The sequence below is a fragment of the Streptomyces sp. NPDC042100 genome (assembly GCF_055582325.1).
In genome coordinates, this window is the sequence record NZ_JBVJDK010000017.1 from 1 (window position 1) to 16,254 (window position 16,254).

The 16,254-nt window shown below is 70.6% G+C and carries 12 protein-coding genes; 3 read left to right on the top strand and 9 right to left on the bottom strand.

Features of this window, described 5'->3' with window-relative positions:
• Positions 1-280 precede the first annotated feature (280 nt).
• The 3 genes from ACZ6J5_RS30655 to thyX all read right to left on the bottom strand — a co-directional run bounded on the left by ACZ6J5_RS30655 (position 281) and on the right by thyX (position 3,900).
• The gene (locus ACZ6J5_RS30655) at positions 281-1,966 is read right to left on the bottom strand and encodes a ribonuclease J (protein WP_469396906.1); all 1,686 of its coding nucleotides are present in this window, start codon (positions 1,964-1,966) and stop codon (positions 281-283) included.
• Between the two features lie 115 nt (positions 1,967-2,081).
• A complete protein-coding gene (dapA, locus tag ACZ6J5_RS30660) occupies positions 2,082-2,981 on the bottom strand; it encodes a 4-hydroxy-tetrahydrodipicolinate synthase (RefSeq protein WP_469396908.1) in 900 nt (299 codons plus the stop codon).
• A gap of 178 nt (positions 2,982-3,159) precedes the next feature.
• Entirely contained in the window at positions 3,160-3,900 is a 741-nt protein-coding gene (gene thyX / locus ACZ6J5_RS30665; protein ID WP_469396910.1) for an FAD-dependent thymidylate synthase, read from the bottom strand.
• Between the two features lie 175 nt (positions 3,901-4,075).
• Between thyX and ACZ6J5_RS30670 the strand changes: the two genes are divergently transcribed.
• Positions 4,076-4,315, top strand: a complete 240-nt coding sequence (locus ACZ6J5_RS30670; RefSeq protein ID WP_362483991.1) for a hypothetical protein — start codon at positions 4,076-4,078, stop codon at positions 4,313-4,315.
• Between the two features lie 53 nt (positions 4,316-4,368).
• Positions 4,369-4,923, top strand: coding sequence for a hypothetical protein (locus ACZ6J5_RS30675; protein ID WP_469396911.1), 555 nt, complete (start codon positions 4,369-4,371; stop codon positions 4,921-4,923).
• Between the two features lie 10 nt (positions 4,924-4,933).
• Here ACZ6J5_RS30675 and ACZ6J5_RS30680 read toward each other — a convergent pair whose 3' ends face one another.
• The 6 genes from ACZ6J5_RS30680 to eccD all read right to left on the bottom strand — a co-directional run bounded on the left by ACZ6J5_RS30680 (position 4,934) and on the right by eccD (position 12,051).
• Positions 4,934-5,374: a hypothetical protein gene (locus tag ACZ6J5_RS30680; RefSeq protein WP_469396913.1), complete on the bottom strand. Its 441-nt coding sequence runs from the start codon at positions 5,372-5,374 to the stop codon at positions 4,934-4,936.
• Positions 5,375-5,378: 4 nt separating this feature from the next.
• Positions 5,379-6,131, bottom strand: a complete 753-nt coding sequence (dapB, locus tag ACZ6J5_RS30685; protein WP_469396915.1) for a 4-hydroxy-tetrahydrodipicolinate reductase — start codon at positions 6,129-6,131, stop codon at positions 5,379-5,381.
• A 36-nt stretch (positions 6,132-6,167) separates the two neighbouring features.
• Positions 6,168-7,547 (bottom strand): M16 family metallopeptidase, encoded by a 1,380-nt coding sequence (locus tag ACZ6J5_RS30690; protein WP_469396917.1) that lies wholly within the window; start codon positions 7,545-7,547, stop codon positions 6,168-6,170.
• Positions 7,544-9,763 carry a polyribonucleotide nucleotidyltransferase gene (locus tag ACZ6J5_RS30695; RefSeq protein ID WP_469396918.1) on the bottom strand — a complete coding sequence of 740 codons (2,220 nt, stop codon included), beginning with the start codon at positions 9,761-9,763 and terminating at the stop codon, positions 7,544-7,546. The genes ACZ6J5_RS30690 and ACZ6J5_RS30695 overlap by 4 nt, the downstream gene beginning before the upstream one ends.
• A 294-nt stretch (positions 9,764-10,057) precedes the next feature.
• Complete coding sequence (gene rpsO / locus ACZ6J5_RS30700) at positions 10,058-10,348, bottom strand: 30S ribosomal protein S15 (protein ID WP_043230508.1); 291 nt, start codon at positions 10,346-10,348, stop codon at positions 10,058-10,060.
• A gap of 227 nt (positions 10,349-10,575) precedes the next feature.
• The gene (gene eccD, locus ACZ6J5_RS30705) at positions 10,576-12,051 is read right to left on the bottom strand and encodes a type VII secretion integral membrane protein EccD (RefSeq protein WP_469396920.1); all 1,476 of its coding nucleotides are present in this window, start codon (positions 12,049-12,051) and stop codon (positions 10,576-10,578) included.
• Positions 12,052-12,232: 181 nt separating this feature from the next.
• Here eccD and eccCa point away from each other — a divergent pair, with 181 nt between their 5' ends.
• Entirely contained in the window at positions 12,233-16,186 is a 3,954-nt protein-coding gene (gene eccCa / locus ACZ6J5_RS30710; RefSeq protein ID WP_469396922.1) for a type VII secretion protein EccCa, read from the top strand.
• The last annotated feature ends 68 nt before the right edge of the window (positions 16,187-16,254 follow it).

The following is a 16,254-nucleotide window of genomic DNA, read 5'->3' on the forward strand; positions in this document are numbered from 1 at the left end:
CTTTCCTCCGGGCGCTTCCTTCGTTCTTGCGTTTCCGACTCTATCAGATCTTTCCGACCCGATTTCCTCGGTGCTTTCCGGTCCCGAATTTGTTTTTCGGGGCCTTCCGGCATGTTCCGACTTTATCAGAAGTTCTGAGTCGGAGTTTCCCGCCTCCCGGTTTCCGTCCCGGCGCACTGCGGCGCTCGGCGGTTCCCGTTCTGGCGGAGCCGTAAACGTACTGGAGCGGGGCGCCCCGATGCAAATCGAGGCGCCCCGCTCCTGGTGCGTGCCGGTCCGGTCAGACCTCCACGACCACCGGGAGGATCATCGGACGGCGGCGGTAGGTGTCCGACACCCACTTGCCGACCGTGCGCCGGATCAGCTGCTGGAGCTGGTGCGGCTCCATCACGCCGTCCTGGGCGGACTTGTTCAGGGCCTGGCCGACCTTCGGGAGGACCGCGTCGAACGCGGCGTCCTCGATGCCGGAGCCCCGGGCGTGGATGTTCGGGCCGCTGACGATCTTGCCCGTGGAGGAGTCGACCACCACGAAGACCGAGATGATGCCCTCCTCGCCGAGGATGCGGCGGTCCTTCAGGGAGGACTCGGTGACGTCGCCGACCGAGAGGCCGTCCACGTACACGTAGCCCGCCTGGACCTTGCCGGTGATCCGGGCGCGGCCGTCGACCAGGTCGACGACGACGCCGTCCTCGGCGATGACGATGTGGTCCTTGGGGACGCCCGTCATCGCGCCGAGCTCGGCGTTGGCGCGCAGGTGGCGCCACTCGCCGTGGACCGGCATGAGGTTCTTCGGCTTGCAGATGTTGTAGAAGTACAGCAGCTCGCCGGCCGAGGCGTGGCCCGAGACGTGGACCTTGGCGTTGCCCTTGTGGACGACGTTGGCGCCCCAGCGGGTCAGGCCGTTGATCACGCGGTAGACCGCGTTCTCGTTGCCCGGGATGAGCGACGAGGCCAGGATGACCGTGTCACCGGGGACGATCCGGATCTGGTGGTCGCGGTTGGCCATCCGGGAGAGGGCGGCCATCGGCTCGCCCTGGGAGCCCGTGCAGACCAGCACGACCTCGTCGTCCGGGAGGTCGTCGAGGGTCTTGACGTCCACGACCAGGCCGGCGGGGACCTTCAGGTAGCCCAGGTCACGGGCGATGCCCATGTTGCGGACCATGGAACGGCCGACGAAGGCGACCCTGCGGCCGTACTCGTGGGCGGCGTCCAGGATCTGCTGGATGCGGTGCACGTGGCTGGCGAAGCTGGCCACGATGATGCGCTTCTGGGCGTTGGCAAACACGTTGCGCAGGACGTTGGAGATGTCCCGCTCGTGCGCCGTGAAGCCCGGGACCTCGGCGTTCGTCGAGTCCGTGAGCAGGAGGTCGATGCCCTCCTCGCTCAGGCGCGCGAAGGCGTGCAGGTCCGTGAGGCGGTTGTCCAGCGGCAGCTGGTCCATCTTGAAGTCGCCGGTGTGGACGACCATGCCCGCGGGGGTGCGGATGGCGACGGCCAGCGCGTCGGGGATGGAGTGGTTGACGGCGATGAACTCGCAGTCGAAGGGGCCGAGCCGCTCGCGGTCGCCCTCGGCCACCTCAAGGGTGTACGGGCGGATCCGGTGCTCCTGGAGCTTGGCCTCGATGAGGGCCAGGGTCAGCTTGGAGCCGATGAGCGGGATGTCCTGCTTCATACGGAGCAGGTACGGCACACCACCGATGTGGTCCTCGTGGCCGTGGGTCAGGACGATGCCCTCGATGTCGTCGAGGCGGTCCTGGATGGTGGTGAAGTCCGGCAGGATCAGGTCGACGCCCGGCTGCTCCTCCTCGGGGAAGAGGACGCCGCAGTCGACGATCAGCAGACGGCCGTCGTACTCGAAGACCGTCATGTTCCGGCCGATCTCACCCAAGCCGCCGAGCGGGGTGACGCGAAGGCCGCCCTTGGGCAGCTTCGGCGGGGTGCCGAGTTCGGGATGCGGATGGCTCAAAGTCTCTCCTCACCACACACGCCACGTGCCGGCTCGGGCACGTGGCGCGCATGACATTCGTGCACTTGCTATATGTGTGTGTTCAGTTACGTGTCTTCAGTTGTGAAGTCTGGTCTCAGAGCTCTACCCCGCCGGCGGCGAGGTCCAGCCTGAGCTGCGCGGTCTCCTCGTCGCCGAGCTCCACGAGCGGGAGCCGCAGCGGGCCGGCCGGGAGGCCCTGGAGGGCGAGGGCGGCCTTGGTGGTGATGACGCCCTGGGTGCGGAACATGCCGGTGAAGACCGGGAGCAGCCGCTGGTGGATCTCCGTGGCCTTCTGGACGTCGCCGGCCAGGTGGGCCTCCAAGAGGGAGCGGAGCTCCGGGGTGACCACGTGGCCGACCACGGAGACGAAGCCGACGGCGCCCACGGAGAGCAGCGGCAGGTTCAGCATGTCGTCGCCGGAGTACCAGGCCAGGCCGCTGCGGGCGATGGCCCAGCTGGCTCGGCCGAGGTCGCCCTTGGCGTCCTTGTTGGCGACGATCCGGGGGTGCTCGGCGAGCCGGACGAGCGTCTCGGTGTCGATCGGGACGCCGCTGCGGCCGGGGATGTCGTAGAGCATCACCGGGAGCTCGGTGGCGTCGGCGATGGCCGAGAAGTGCCGGTACAGGCCCTCCTGAGGGGGCTTGTTGTAGTACGGCGTGACGGCGAGCAGGCCGTGCGCGCCGTCGCGCTCGGCGGCGCGGGTGAGCTCCAGCGTGTGGTGGGTGTCGTTGGTGCCGATGCCGGCGACGACGTGGGCGCGGTCGCCCACCGCCTCCAGTACGGCCCGTACGAGCTGCGATTTCTCCGCGTCGGTGGTGGTGGGGGACTCGCCGGTGGTGCCGTTGACGATCAGGCCGTCGTTGCCTGCGTCCACGAGGTGGGAGGCGAGTCGCTGGGCACCGTCGAGGTCGAGTGCGCCGTCCGCCGTGAAGGGCGTGACCATGGCGGTGAGGACCCGCCCGAAGGGGGTCTGCGGAGTGGAGATCGGAGCCATGGGTAACACGCTACTCGCTGCTCAGCGCCGGGTGCCCCCTAGGGGGACGTGAGAAAGGGAGCCCGGCACTGCCTGCTCGGGGGTTCAAGCAGTGCCGGGTCCGTTTGATCAGCCTAGATGAACTTCGTGAAACGTCGCAATACGGACACTTCGCGGGAGAAGTTCGTACTTATGTGCTCTACGGGGCCACACGGCCGTTCTTGTTGAAGGCGGCGTGGGTCAGCGGCATGAGCCGCGACCAGTGCTCCTCCATCTTCTCGCCCACCATCTCGATCTCACGCTGCGGGAACGAGGGGACCGCGGCGAGCTCGTGCTGGGTGCGCAGGCCGAGGAAGTGCATGAGCGAGCGCGCGTTGCAGGTGGCGTACATCGACGAGAACAGGCCGACCGGGAGGACCGAACGGGCGACCTCGCGGGCCACGCCCGCCGCCAGCATCTCCTGATAGGTGGCGTACGCCTGGCGGTACGAGTCCTCCATGGAGCGGCCGACGAGCTCGTGCTGGGCCTCGGAGCCCTCGACGAAGACGTACTTGCCCGGACGGCCCTCCTGGACCAGCTTGCGGGAGGTGTCGGGGACGTAGAAGACCGGCTGGAGCTCCCTGTAGCGGCCCGATTCCTCGTTGTACGACCAGCCCACCCGGTGCCGCATGAACTCGCGGAAGACGAAGATCGGGGCGCTGATGAAGAAGGTCATCGAGTTGTGCTCGAAAGGGCTGCCGTGGCGGTCCCGCATCAGGTAGTTGATCAGGCCCTTGGAGCGCTCCGGGTCCTTCTGGAGCTCTTCGAGGGACTGCTCGCCCGCCGTGGACACCCGCGCCGCCCAGAGCACGTCCGAGTCGCCGGCCGCGCTCTTGACCAGGTCGACGGTGACGTCGCTCCGGAAGTCGATCTTCTGGTTCTCGGTGGGGCTGTCGGTCACCGGCGGTCCTTCCAGTCGGGGCGTTGCAGTCGTCCACTGTAGTCCCGTGGGAGTCCCGTCCTCCTCAAGGAGGAGATTCCGCCGCTTTGATGAAATAGAGGCACCAAACCCTCGATTCGCTCGTCTGTACCTGTGACAGACGTCATCACCACCGAATCCGAGGAGAGTGACCCTGATGTTGCGCCGGCGAGAGGCCGTTCCGTTCGCGTTCGTCGCGGAGTCCGACCGCTTCCGCAGTAACGTCACTCCGCCGCCGCGCGAGCGCCTCACCCCGTCACAGGTGCTGGGCCGTACGCTGATCGGGCTGACGGTGGTGGCGGGCCTCGTCGGGTCGCTCGTCTTCGGGATGCCCTCCCTGCAGTCCGGGAGCACGGGCTCCCATCAGCAGCAGTCCGAGGCTTCCGACGGACGCTGAGGTAGCCTCACCGGGCACAGCCCACCGAACGTGCTTGTGAGTGAGGACCTGTCGTGCCCCTGCCCTTCCTGACGGCCGACCGTGCATTCGACGCGAACGACGACATCGCGCTGCCGTTCGACGACCACGATCAGTGGCGTCGTCCGTACCGTCCCGGACCGTGGCGGGTGGGCATGGCGGCGCTCGCCCTGCTGCTCGCCTCGTTCGTGCTGCTGGCGGCCGTCATCATCGCCGCCGCCGGAGCGCTCGGCGGTGCCGTGTTCACCCTCGGCGTCGCCGTGCTGATCATCGCCGCCGCCCTGCGCCTGCTGCGCATGGGCGTGTGGGTGAGCCGCGCCGGGGTGCGCCGGATCGGCTTCCTCCGCACCCGGACCGTGCCGTGGCCCAAGGTCTCCGCGGTGCGCACGGCCCAGCAGCCGGTGCGCTGGCTGGGACTCCCCCGCACCGTCCAGGGTCAGGCCCTCATGCTCGTACGCCATGGCGGCGAGCAGACGCAGCTGCTCACCGACCACAACTCGGACTTCCTCTCGCGCGTCGAGGCCTTCGACCGGGCCGCCGACACGGTCGAGGCCTGGAACGCGGAGTACGCGGGGGCCGCCGCCCGTTAGAGGCGGCGGCTCAGGCCGCTTCGTGCAGGGTGATCGCCCGCTGCATCGCCTGGCGGGCGCGCGGGGTGTCGCGGGCGTCGTGGTACGCCACCGCCAGCCGGAACCAGCAGCGCCAGTCGTCCGGCGAGTCCTCCGTCTCGGCCTTGCGGCGGGCGAAGACCTCGTCGGCCGAGTCGCGGTCGATCCGGCCGCCCTCGGTGCGCTTCAGCTCGTCGACGGGCAGTCCGCCCTCGGCCTCCAGCTCCGCGGCCAGCCGGTTGGCCCGGCGCGCGAAGCGGGTGTTCTTCCACAGGAACCAGGCGCCGACCAGCGGGAGCAGGAACGCCACGGCGCCCATGCCCATCGCGGCCGGCTCGCCCGTCAGCAGGAGCAGGACGCCCTCCATGCCGACCACGCCGAAGACGAGGACGAGGACGGTGGCGAGGAAGACGTACGTGATCTTTCCGCCCATGACCTCAGCCCAGGTCCAGGAAGTGTTCCAGGCCGAACGTGAGGCCCGGGGTGTCCACCACCCGGCGGGCGCCCAGCAGGATGCCCGGCATGAAGCTGGAGTGGTGCAGCGAGTCGTGGCGGACCGTCAGGGTCTCGCCCACGCCGCCCAGCAGCACCTCCTGGTGGGCCAGCAGGCCCGCCAGGCGCACGGCGTGCACGCGCACCCCGTCGACGTCGGCGCCGCGGGCACCCTCAAGCCCGGTCTCCGTGGCGTCCGGCTGAGCCCCCAGGCCGGCCTCGGCGCGGGCCTTGGCGATCAGCTGGGCGGTGCGGGTGGCGGTGCCCGAGGGGGCGTCCACCTTGTGCGGGTGGTGCAGCTCGACGACCTCGACGGACTCGAAGTACGGCGCCGCGATCTGCGCGAACTTCATGGTGAGGACCGCGCCGATGGAGAAGTTCGGGGCGATCAGGACGCCGGTCTCCGGGGAGGCGGCGAGCCAGCCGTCGAGCTGCGCGAGGCGGTCCTCGGTCCAGCCGGTGGTGCCGACGACCGCGTGGATGCCGTGGCCCACGCAGAACTCGAGGTTCTCCATGACCGAGGCGGGCGTGGTCAGCTCGACCACGACCTGGGCGTCCGCCTCGACCAGGGTCTCCAGCTTGTCGCCGCGGCCGAGGGCCGCGACCAGTTCCATGTCCTCGGCGGCCCGGACGGCCTTGACCGCCTCGGAGCCGATGCGGCCCTGGGCTCCGAGGACCGCCACACGCAGCTTGCTCATTGCTCTGGTTCCTTTAGGTGACGAGGGAAAGGCGGGTCAGACGACCGCTTGGTGGAGGCGGTCGGCCTGCTTGTCCTTCAGCGGGCCGATCACCGCGAGCGAGGGCCGCCGCTCCAGTACATCGCGGGCCACTTCCCGTACCTCGTCCGGGGTGACGGCCGCTATCCGGGTCAGCATGTCGTCGACCGACATCTGGGTGCCCCAGCACAGCTCGCTCTTGCCGATGCGGTTCATCAGCGCGCCGGTGTCCTCCAGGCCGAGCACGGTCGAGCCGGAGAGCTGCCCGATGGCGCGGGCGATCTCGTCGTCGGTGAGCCCGTCGGCGGCGACCTTGTCGAGCTCGTCCCGGCAGATCCGCAGCACGTCGTGGACCTGGCTGGGGCGGCAGCCCGCGTAGACCCCGAAGAGGCCGCAGTCGGCGAAGCCGGAGGTGTACGAGTAGACGCTGTACGCCAGGCCGCGCTTCTCCCGCACCTCCTGGAAGAGGCGGGAGGACATGCCGCCGCCGAGGGCCGTGTTCAGCACGCCGAGCGCCCAGCGGCGCTCGTCGGTGCGGGCCAGGCCCGGCATGCCGAGGACCACATGGGCCTGCTCGGTCCGGCGGCCGAGCAGCTCGACCTTGCCGGCGGTGCGCAGGGTGCGGTGTCCGTCGCGCGGGGCGATCGGGACGGCGTCGGTACGGGTGAGGGCGCCGGCCTTCTCGAAGGCGCCGCGGACCTGCCGTACCACCGCGGCGTGGTCGACGTTGCCCGCGGCGGCGACGACCAGGTGGGTCGGGTCGTAGTGCTTCTTGTAGAAGCGGGCGACCTGGTCCCGGGTGAGCGCGTTGATCGTGTCGACGGTGCCGAGGACCGGGCGGCCCAGCGGGGTGTCGCCGAACATGGTCTGCGCGAACAGGTCGTGCACCATGTCGCCGGGGTCGTCCTCGGTCATCGCGATCTCTTCGAGGATCACGCCGCGTTCGGCGTTCACGTCGGAGTCGAGGATGAGCGAGTCCGTGAGCATGTCACACACGACGTCGATCGCCAGCGGCAGGTCGGTGTCGAGGACCCGGGCGTAGTAGCAGGTGTACTCCTTCGCCGTGAAGGCGTTCATCTCGCCGCCGACCGCGTCGATCGAGGCCGAGATGTCGAGGGCGGTCCGCTTGCCGGTGCCCTTGAAGAGGAGGTGCTCCAGGTAGTGGGTGGCACCGTTCAGCGTGGGGGTCTCGTCGCGGGAGCCGACGTGGGCCCAGATGCCGAAGGTGGCGGAGCGCACCGAGGGAAGGGTCTCGGTGACGATCCTGAGGCCGCCGGGGAGGGTGGTGCGCCGGACCGTGCCGATGCCGTCCCTGCCCGGGAGAAGCGTTTGGGTACGGGCGACGGCCCGCCCCTCCGAAGAGGGGCGGGCCGTCGCGCGGGAACTACGGGACGTCACTTGGCAGCGTCGTCCTTGTCGCCCTCGGCGCCGTCCTCGTCCGCCATCACGGGGATCAGGGAGAGCTTGCCGCGCTGGTCGATCTCGGCGATCTCGACCTGGACCTTGGAGCCGATCGCCAGCACGTCCTCGACGTTCTCCACGCGCTTGCCACCGGCGAGCTTGCGGATCTGCGAGATGTGCAGCAGGCCGTCCTTGCCCGGGAGCAGGGAGACGAAGGCACCGAAGGTGGTGGTCTTGACGACCGTACCCAGGTAGCGCTCGCCGACCTCCGGCATGGTCGGGTTGGCGATGCCGTTGATCGTGGCGCGGGCGGCCTCGGCCTGCGAGCCCTGCTGGGCACCGATGTAGATGGTGCCGTCGTCCTCGATCGTGATCTCGGCGCCGGTGTCCTCCTGGATCTGGTTGATCATCTTGCCCTTGGGGCCGATGACCTCACCGATCTTGTCCACCGGGATCTTGACGGTGATGATGCGCGGCGCGTTCGGGGACATCTCGTCCGGAACGTCGATCGCCTCGTTCATCACGTCGAGGATGTGCAGACGCGCGTCGCGGGCCTGCTTCAGCGCGGCGGCCAGGACCGAGGCGGGGATGCCGTCGAGCTTGGTGTCGAGCTGGAGCGCGGTCACGAACTGCTTGGTGCCGGCAACCTTGAAGTCCATGTCGCCGAAGGCGTCCTCCGCACCGAGGATGTCGGTGAGGGCGACGTAGTGCGTCTGGCCGTCGATCTCCTCGGAGATCAGGCCCATGGCGATGCCGGCGACGGCGGCCTTGAGCGGCACACCGGCGTTCAGCAGCGACATGGTGGAGGCGCAGACCGAGCCCATCGACGTCGAACCGTTGGAGCCGAGGGCCTCGGACACCTGGCGGATCGCGTAGGGGAACTCCTCGCGGGTCGGCAGCACCGGCACGATGGCGCGCTCGGCGAGCGCGCCGTGGCCGATCTCGCGGCGCTTGGGCGAGCCCACGCGGCCGGTCTCGCCGACGGAGTACGGCGGGAAGTTGTAGTTGTGCATGTAGCGCTTGCGGGTCACCGGGGAGAGGGTGTCCAGCTGCTGCTCCATGCGGAGCATGTTGAGGGTGGTGACACCGAGGATCTGGGTCTCGCCACGCTCGAACAGCGCCGAGCCGTGCACGCGCGGGATGGCCTCGACCTCGGCCGCGAGCGTACGGATGTCGGTCAGGCCACGGCCGTCGATGCGGACCTTGTCCTTGATGACGCGCTCGCGGACCAGCTTCTTGGTCAGCGCGCGGTAGGCGCCGCCGATCTCCTTCTCGCGGCCCTCGAAGGCCGGGAGGAGCTTCTCGGCCGCGATCTCCTTGATGCGGTCGAGCTCGGCCTCGCGCTCCTGCTTGCCCGCGATGGTGAGCGCCTTGGAGAGCTCGCCCTTGACGGCGGCGGTCAGCGCCTCCAGGACGTCGTCCTGGTAGTCGAGGTAGACCGGGAACTCGCCGGTGGGCTTGGCGGCCTTGGCGGCGAGGTCCGACTGGGCCTTGCAGAGGACCTTGATGAAGGGCTTCGCGGCCTCGAGACCGGCGGCGACGACCTCCTCGGTCGGCGCCTCGGCGCCGTCCTTGACGAGCTCGATGGTCTTCTCGGTGGCCTCGGCCTCGACCATCATGATCGCGACGTCGCCGTCCTCCAGGACGCGGCCCGCGACGACCATGTCGAAGACGGCCTCCTCAAGCTCGGTGTGCGTCGGGAACGCGACCCACTGGCCCTTGATCAGGGCGACGCGGGTGGCGCCGATGGGGCCGGAGAAGGGCAGGCCCGCGAGGATCGTCGACGCGGAGGCCGCGTTGATCGCGACCACGTCGTACAGGTGCTCGGGGTTGAGGGCCATGATCGTCTCGACGATCTGGATCTCGTTGCGCAGGCCCTTCTTGAAGGAGGGGCGCAGCGGGCGGTCGATCAGGCGGCAGGTGAGGATCGCGTCCTCGGAGGGCCGGCCCTCACGGCGGAAGAACGAGCCGGGGATCTTGCCGGCCGCGTACTGCCGCTCCTCGACGTCCACCGTCAGGGGGAAGAAGTCGAGCTGGTCCTTGGGGCGCTTCGAGGCGGTGGTCGCCGAGAGGACCATCGTGTCGTCGTCCAGGTAGGCGACGGCGGAGCCGGCGGCCTGCTTGGCCAGACGGCCGGTCTCGAAGCGGATGGTGCGGGTGCCGAAGGTGCCGTTGTCGATGACGGCCTCGGCGTAGTGGGTCTCGTTCTCCACTAGCGGTTTCTCCTACGTGTTCGTCTTTGCGTCCATCGGCCCGTGTGGCCGGAGACGGTGTCGACGGAGGCGGAGAAGCGCGCTCTATGCGGGCCGGTCTTCGATCGAAGCTCCCGGGTCTCTCGCCCGGGGGCCACTACCGAGGACCGGCGGCGGGCAGGCGGCTCCTCGCTCTTCGTCTGTGCTGTTGTGCGTGCGGTTGTGGCACCAGCCTACGGTCCGCCGTGCACCTTTCGCACGTACAGCAAAGGGAGCGGCCCCCTGAATGTGGGAACCGCTCCCTTCACGGCGTCCTTACTTGGCGCCGCCGGCCGCACCGCGGCGGATGCCGAGGCGGTCGACCAGCGTACGGAAGCGCTGGATGTCCTTCTTGGCCAGGTACTGCAGCAGGCGGCGGCGCTGGCCGACCAGGATCAGCAGACCACGACGGGAGTGGTGGTCGTGCTTGTGGGTCTTGAGGTGCTCGGTCAGGTCCGAGATGCGGCGGGACAGCATCGCGACCTGGACCTCGGGGGAGCCGGTGTCGCCCTCCTTGGTGCCGAACTCGGTCATGATCTGCTTCTTGACAGCGGCGTCGAGAGCCACGCTGGTCTCCTCTTGGTGTTCGTGCGCCCACGAGTGCCCCTGGTCTGGATCTCAGGGGAATCTTCCGTGACTCGCGGGCGAAGGTCCGATGAGCGCTGCTCCCCGAGCCCTGAACAGGGTGTTTCCGGGAGCGCGTACACAAACGGCCGTCACACAGCGTACCAGCTCGCCGGTGAGGCCGTTCGGGTGATCCCGGCGGGGCCGCGGGGCGGGCCGCCGGGCGCGGCTCAGCCGGTCAGCGAGCGGGCTGCCATGAACACGTCCAGCACGGCGAGGCAGAGCGGGACCAGGGCGAGCAGGACGAAGCCCTCGGTGAGGTCGAGCAGCCGGCCCCAGAAGGGCGAGAGGCCCTTGCGCGGGATGATCAGGCCGATGGCGGTGACCAGCGCGGCCCCGGCGGCGACGGCCGCGGTGAGCCAGATCGTACGGACGTCGAGGCCGCCCCGGTCCCCGTAGAGGACGAGGTCCTGGACCAGGTCGACCGGCGGGTTCAGGGAGAGCCCGAGGATCAACAGGGCGATCGCGGCGAGGCCGGCCACCAGCACGCAGGCGACCTGCGAGGTGTAGCGGAAGAGGCGGGCGCGCAGCAGCATCGCGAGGCCGGCGGCGAGGGCGAGGAGCTGGCCCCAGACGTTGCCGGTGAAGCCGAGGACCGCGGCGGAGCCCACGACGACGGCCGCGCAGCCGCCGACCAGGCCGAGCAGCATCTCGTGGCCTCGGCGGGCCTGGAGCGCGATCCGGTCCCCGTCGACGGGCTGGGCCTCGTGGTGGGCCGCCTGCCGCGGGTCGGGCAGGAACTCGTCCTCGGCGGCGCCGCGCGGGGCGGCGTAGCCGATGGGGAGCCGGGCGAAGCGGGCCGAGAGGCCGGGCAGGAAGGCGACCAGGCCGATGGCGACGGGGACGCAGACGGCGGCGGTGCCGGTGGCGGACGCGTCGGTGAGGATCGCCAGGAAGGTGGCGAGGGTGCCGACGGTGGCCAGGAAGGTCGCGGCGACGAAGGGGGCGTCGCCGCTGGGGGTGAGCGCGACCAGGGCGACGGCGGCGACCAGGACGGTGACGCAGCCGAGCAGGAACTGGAGCCGGCCGGGGCCCTGGCCCGCGTCGGGCGCGATGATGCCGGAGCCGGCGATGAGCAGCAGCGGCAGCGCGCCGAGGCCGAGCGCGACGGCGGTGGCGCGGTCTCCGTAGATCCGGGCGCGGACACCCGCGAAGGCGGTGAGCAGCAGGCCGACGGCGCCGGCGATGACGCCGGGCAGGCTGTGCATGTCGTGCCGGAGGGGATCGGCGTACCAGAGGACGAAGCCCATGAGGACGAGGAGGAGGACTCCCCCGGCGAGTCCGGCGCCGCGCAGCAGCTCGTCGCTCCACAGGTGCCGGTCGCGGGTGACGGCGGAGGCGACGGCGTCGGAGACGTCGTCGAAGACGGCGGGCGGCAGGGACTGCGCGAAGGGCCGCAGCGAGAGGACCTCGCCGTCGAGGACCTGCTGGGCGGCGAGGGTGCGGGCGCCGTCGAGGACGGAGCCGTCGCGGCGGACCAGGTGGTAGCCGGTGGGGGCGCCGGCCGGCTGGGTCTGCCCGGTGAGCCGGAGGATCTCCGGGTAGACGTCGGCGACGGCGATGTCCTCGGGGAGGGCGACGTCGATGCGGCTGTCCGGCGCGACGACGGTGACGCGGCAGAAGCCGGTCGCTGCGGTCGTACTCACGTGTCTGGTCCCCCTGATTCGCGGTTGCGCACAGTGCGGCGCCACCCTACCGGGGTACCCCTCGGGTGGCTGCAAGTAGGATCCTGCACTCACGGGGGAGTCCGCACGGAACACAGCCGACGGGGGCGCGGGTGCGGCAGCTTCCTCACGAGCCCGCCCGTAACGAGGGATTGATGCGCCGGTGAGCCAGATCGTCGTCAAACGCCCGCCGAGGTCGCTTCCTCCGGAAGTACCCGGTGAGGAACTGGTCCTGGAGTCTCCGCCGGAACTTCCGCGCGGGCAGCAGGAGTCCGCGCTGATGCAGCTCCTGCCGATGCTGGGCATGGGTTCGTCGGTCGTCTTCTTCTTCATGACGCCCTCGCCGATCATGCGGATCATGGGCGTCCTGATGCTGGCGTCGACGGTCGCGATGGCGATCGCGCAGTTCGTGCGCTTCCGTCGCGGTACGCAGGGGCAAATGGCCGATGTGCGGCGGGACTACCTCAAATACCTCGCGCAGACCCGGCGTACGGTGCGCCGCACGGCCCGTCGTCAGCGGGACGCTCAGCTCTATCTGCACCCGGCGCCGGAGCAGTTGTGGTCGGTGGTGGCGGAGGGTTCGCGGCTGTGGGAGCGGCGGGTCGGCGACCACGACTTCGCGCAGGCGCGGATCGGTCTCGGCGCGCAGCAGCTGTCCACTCCCCTGGTGGCGCCGGACACGGCGCCGGTGGACGAGCTGGAGCCGCTGTGCGCGGGCGCGATGCAGCAGTTCCTCGCGGTGCACGGCACCTTGGACGGGCTGCCGATGGCGGTGTCGATGCGGGCGTTCTACCACGTGACGGTCTCCGGTGATCCGGAGTCGGCGCGGTCCGCCGCGCGCGGTCTGGTGGCGCAGCTGGTGACCCTGCACTCCCCCGACGACCTGATGCTGGCCGTGGTCGCGGCGCGCGGGGCGCAGGAGCGGTGGGACTGGACGAAGTGGCTGCCGCACACGCAGGTGCCGGGGACGGTCGACGGGGCGGGCACCAAGCGCCTGTTCGGTGACGACCTGGGCGAGCTGGAGCAGCTGATCCGCTCGCGGCTGGACGGCCGGCCGCGGTTCAGCCGGGAGAACCAGCCGGTGCTGGACCAGCCGCACGTGGTGGTGGTCCTGGACGGCGGCATGGTGCCGCCGGACTCGCTGTTCGCGGCGGCCGAGGGCCTGCAGGGCGTGACCATCGTCGAGGTGGTCTCCGGTGAGCTGGACGAGCCGCGCGGCGGTCTGTCGGTGGTGGTGGGTCCGGGGCGGCTGCGGCTGGAGTCGGGCGGCGGCTTCGCGTACGAGGGGCTGCCGGACGTGATGTCGCTGCCGGCGGCGGAGGCGCTGGCCCGGCAGCTCGCGCCGCTGCGGATGGGCGGCGGGGACGACGACGAGCCGCTGCTGGCCAACCTGGACTTCACGGATCTGCTGAACCTGGGCGACGCGGCCTCGGTGGACGTGGCCCGGACCTGGCGGCCCCGCTCGGTGGCGGAGCGGCTGCGGGTGCCGATCGGCGTCGGCGAGGACGGGCAGCCGGTCATGCTGGACCTGAAGGAGGCCGCGCAGGAGGGCATGGGCCCGCACGGGCTGTGCGTGGGTGCGACGGGTTCCGGCAAGTCGGAGCTGCTGCGGACGCTGGTGCTGGGTCTGGCGGTGACGCACTCGTCGGAGACGCTGAACTTCGTCCTCGCGGACTTCAAGGGCGGCGCGACCTTCGCGGGCATGTCGCAGATGCCGCACGTGGCGGCGGTCATCACCAACCTGTCGGACGACCTGACGCTGGTCGACCGGATGGGCGACGCGATCCGCGGCGAGCTGCAGCGGCGGCAGGAGCTGCTGCGGTCGGCGGGCAACTACGCGAACATCCACGACTACGAGAAGGCGCGGGCGGCGGGGGCTCCGCTGGAGCCGCTGGCCTCGCTGGTCCTGGTGATCGACGAGTTCTCCGAACTCCTCACCGCCAAGCCCGACTTCATCGACATGTTCATCCAGATCGGCCGCATCGGGCGCTCGCTGGGCGTGCATCTGCTGCTGGCCTCGCAGCGCCTTGAGGAGGGCCGGCTGCGCGGTCTGGACACGTATCTCTCGTACCGGATCGGCCTGCGGACCTTCTCGGCGGCGGAGTCGCGGACGGCGATCGGCGTGCCGGACGCCTACCACCTGCCGTCGGTGCCGGGTTCGGGCTATCTGAAGTTCGGCACGGACGAGATGACCCGCTTCAAGGCGGCGTACGTGTCCGGGACGTACCGCACGGGCGGGCCTCGGCTGGCGGCCGGGCAGCTGCCGGTCGAGCGGCGGCCCGCGCTGTTCACGGCCTCGCCGGTGCCGGTGGTGTACGCGGCGCCCGACCCGGCCTATCTGACGGCGCGGCGCGCCGAGGAGGACGACGCGCTCGCGGACACCGTCCTCGACGTGATCGTGCGGCGCCTGGAGGGGCAGGGGGTGCCGGCGCACCAGGTGTGGCTGCCGCCGCTGGACCAGGCGCCGACGCTGGACCAGCTTCTGCCGGGTCTCGCGCAGACGGCGGAGCGGGGCCTGACGGCGACGGAGTACACCCGTCCCGGCGGGCTGACCGTGCCGCTCGGCCTGATCGACAAGCCCTTCGAGCAGCGGCGCGAGGTGCTGTACCGGGACTTCTCGGGGGCGGCGGGCCACATGATGGTGGTCGGCGGCCCGCAGTCGGGCAAGTCGACGCTGATGCGGGCGCTGGTGTCGTCGTTCGCGCTCACCCACACCCCGGCCGAGGTGCAGTTCTACTGCCTGGACTTCGGCGGCGGCGGCATGTCCTCGCTGGCCGGGCTGCCGCACGTCGGCGGGGTGGCCTCGCGGCTGGACCCGGAGCGGGTGCGGCGGACGGTCGCCGAGGTGATGGGGGTGCTGAACCGGCGGGAGGAGTTCTTCCGCGCGCACGACATCGACTCGATCGCGACCTACCGCCGCAAGCGCGCGGCGGGCGAGCTGCCGGGCGAGGCCTGGGGCGACGTCTTCCTGGTGGTGGACGGCTGGGGCGGTTTCCGCAACGACTACGACATGCTGGAGCCGGTCGTCTCGGACATCGCGGCGCGCGGTCTGGGCTACGGCATCCACGTGGTGATCACCGCGGCCCGGTACATGGAGGTGCGGGCGGCGCTGAAGGACCAGATGCTGGGCCGCCTCGAACTGCGGCTCGGCGACGTCATGGACTCGGAGTTCGACCGCAAGGTCGCGGCGAACGTGCCGCCGGGGGTGCCCGGGCGCGGCCAGGTGCCGGAGAAGCTGCACTTCATGGGGGCGCTGCCGCGGATCGACGGGTCGAGCTCGGCGGAGGACCTGTCGGAGGGGACGGCCGCGTTCGTGCGGGCCGTGCGGGCGGCCTGGGCGGGCGCCCCGGCCCCGGCGGTGCGGCTGCTGCCGCGCAAGCTGCCGGCGGAGCAGCTGCCGAAGGGCTTCGAGTACCCGCAGCACGGCATCGCGATCGGCATCGACGAGACGAACCTGGAGCCGGTGTTCGTCGACTTCGAGTCGGACCCGTTCTTCCTGGTCTTCGGCGAGAGCGAGTCGGGCAAGACGGCGCTGCTGCGGCTGATCGCCAAGCAGCTGTGCGAGCGGTACACCCCGGAGCAGGCGCGGATCGTGGTCGGCGACTACCGGCGCACGATGCTGGAGGCGGTGGCGCCCTCGCACCTGCTGGAGTACGCGCCGATGGCGTCGGCCATGCAGATGCACATGGACGCGATCAACACGGTGATGACCAAGCGCGCCCCGAAGCCGGACATCACCCCGCAGCAGCTGCGGGACCGGAGCTGGTGGACGGGTCCGCAGCTGTACGTGCTGATCGACGACTTCGAGCTGGTGGCGACGAACTCGGCGAATCCGCTCCAGGTCCTGGTGGAGAACCTGCCGTTCGCGCGGGACGTGGGCATCCGCTTCATCGTGGCCCGCAGCGCGGCCGGCGCCTCGCGGGCGATGTACGAGCCGTTCATGCAGCGCGCGAAGGAGCTCGGCGCGCAGGGCGTGATCCTCTCCGGCGACCCGGGCGAGGGCGACATCCTCGGCAACGTGCGGGCCCGGCCGATGCCTCCGGGCCGGGGCACCTTCGTCTCCCGCAAGCGCGGGACGCCGCTGGTGCAGCTGGGCTGGCTGCCGGATCGTACGTAGCAGCTCCGGAGCCCGCCCCGGGACCGTTTCGCCGTACGGTCCCGGGGCGGGCTTCGGCGTCGATAGGC

Excerpts from the sequence above, each read along its gene's own strand:
- ACZ6J5_RS30680 (WP_469396913.1), bottom strand. The coding sequence starts at position 5,374 with ATGGGCGGAAAGATCACGTACGTCTTCCTCGCCACCGTCCTCGTCCTC.
- ACZ6J5_RS30670 (WP_362483991.1), top strand. The coding sequence starts at position 4,076 with ATGTTGCGCCGGCGAGAGGCCGTTCCGTTCGCGTTCGTCGCGGAGTCC.
- dapA (WP_469396908.1), bottom strand. The coding sequence starts at position 2,981 with ATGGCTCCGATCTCCACTCCGCAGACCCCCTTCGGGCGGGTCCTCACC.
- dapB (WP_469396915.1), bottom strand. The coding sequence starts at position 6,131 with ATGAGCAAGCTGCGTGTGGCGGTCCTCGGAGCCCAGGGCCGCATCGGC.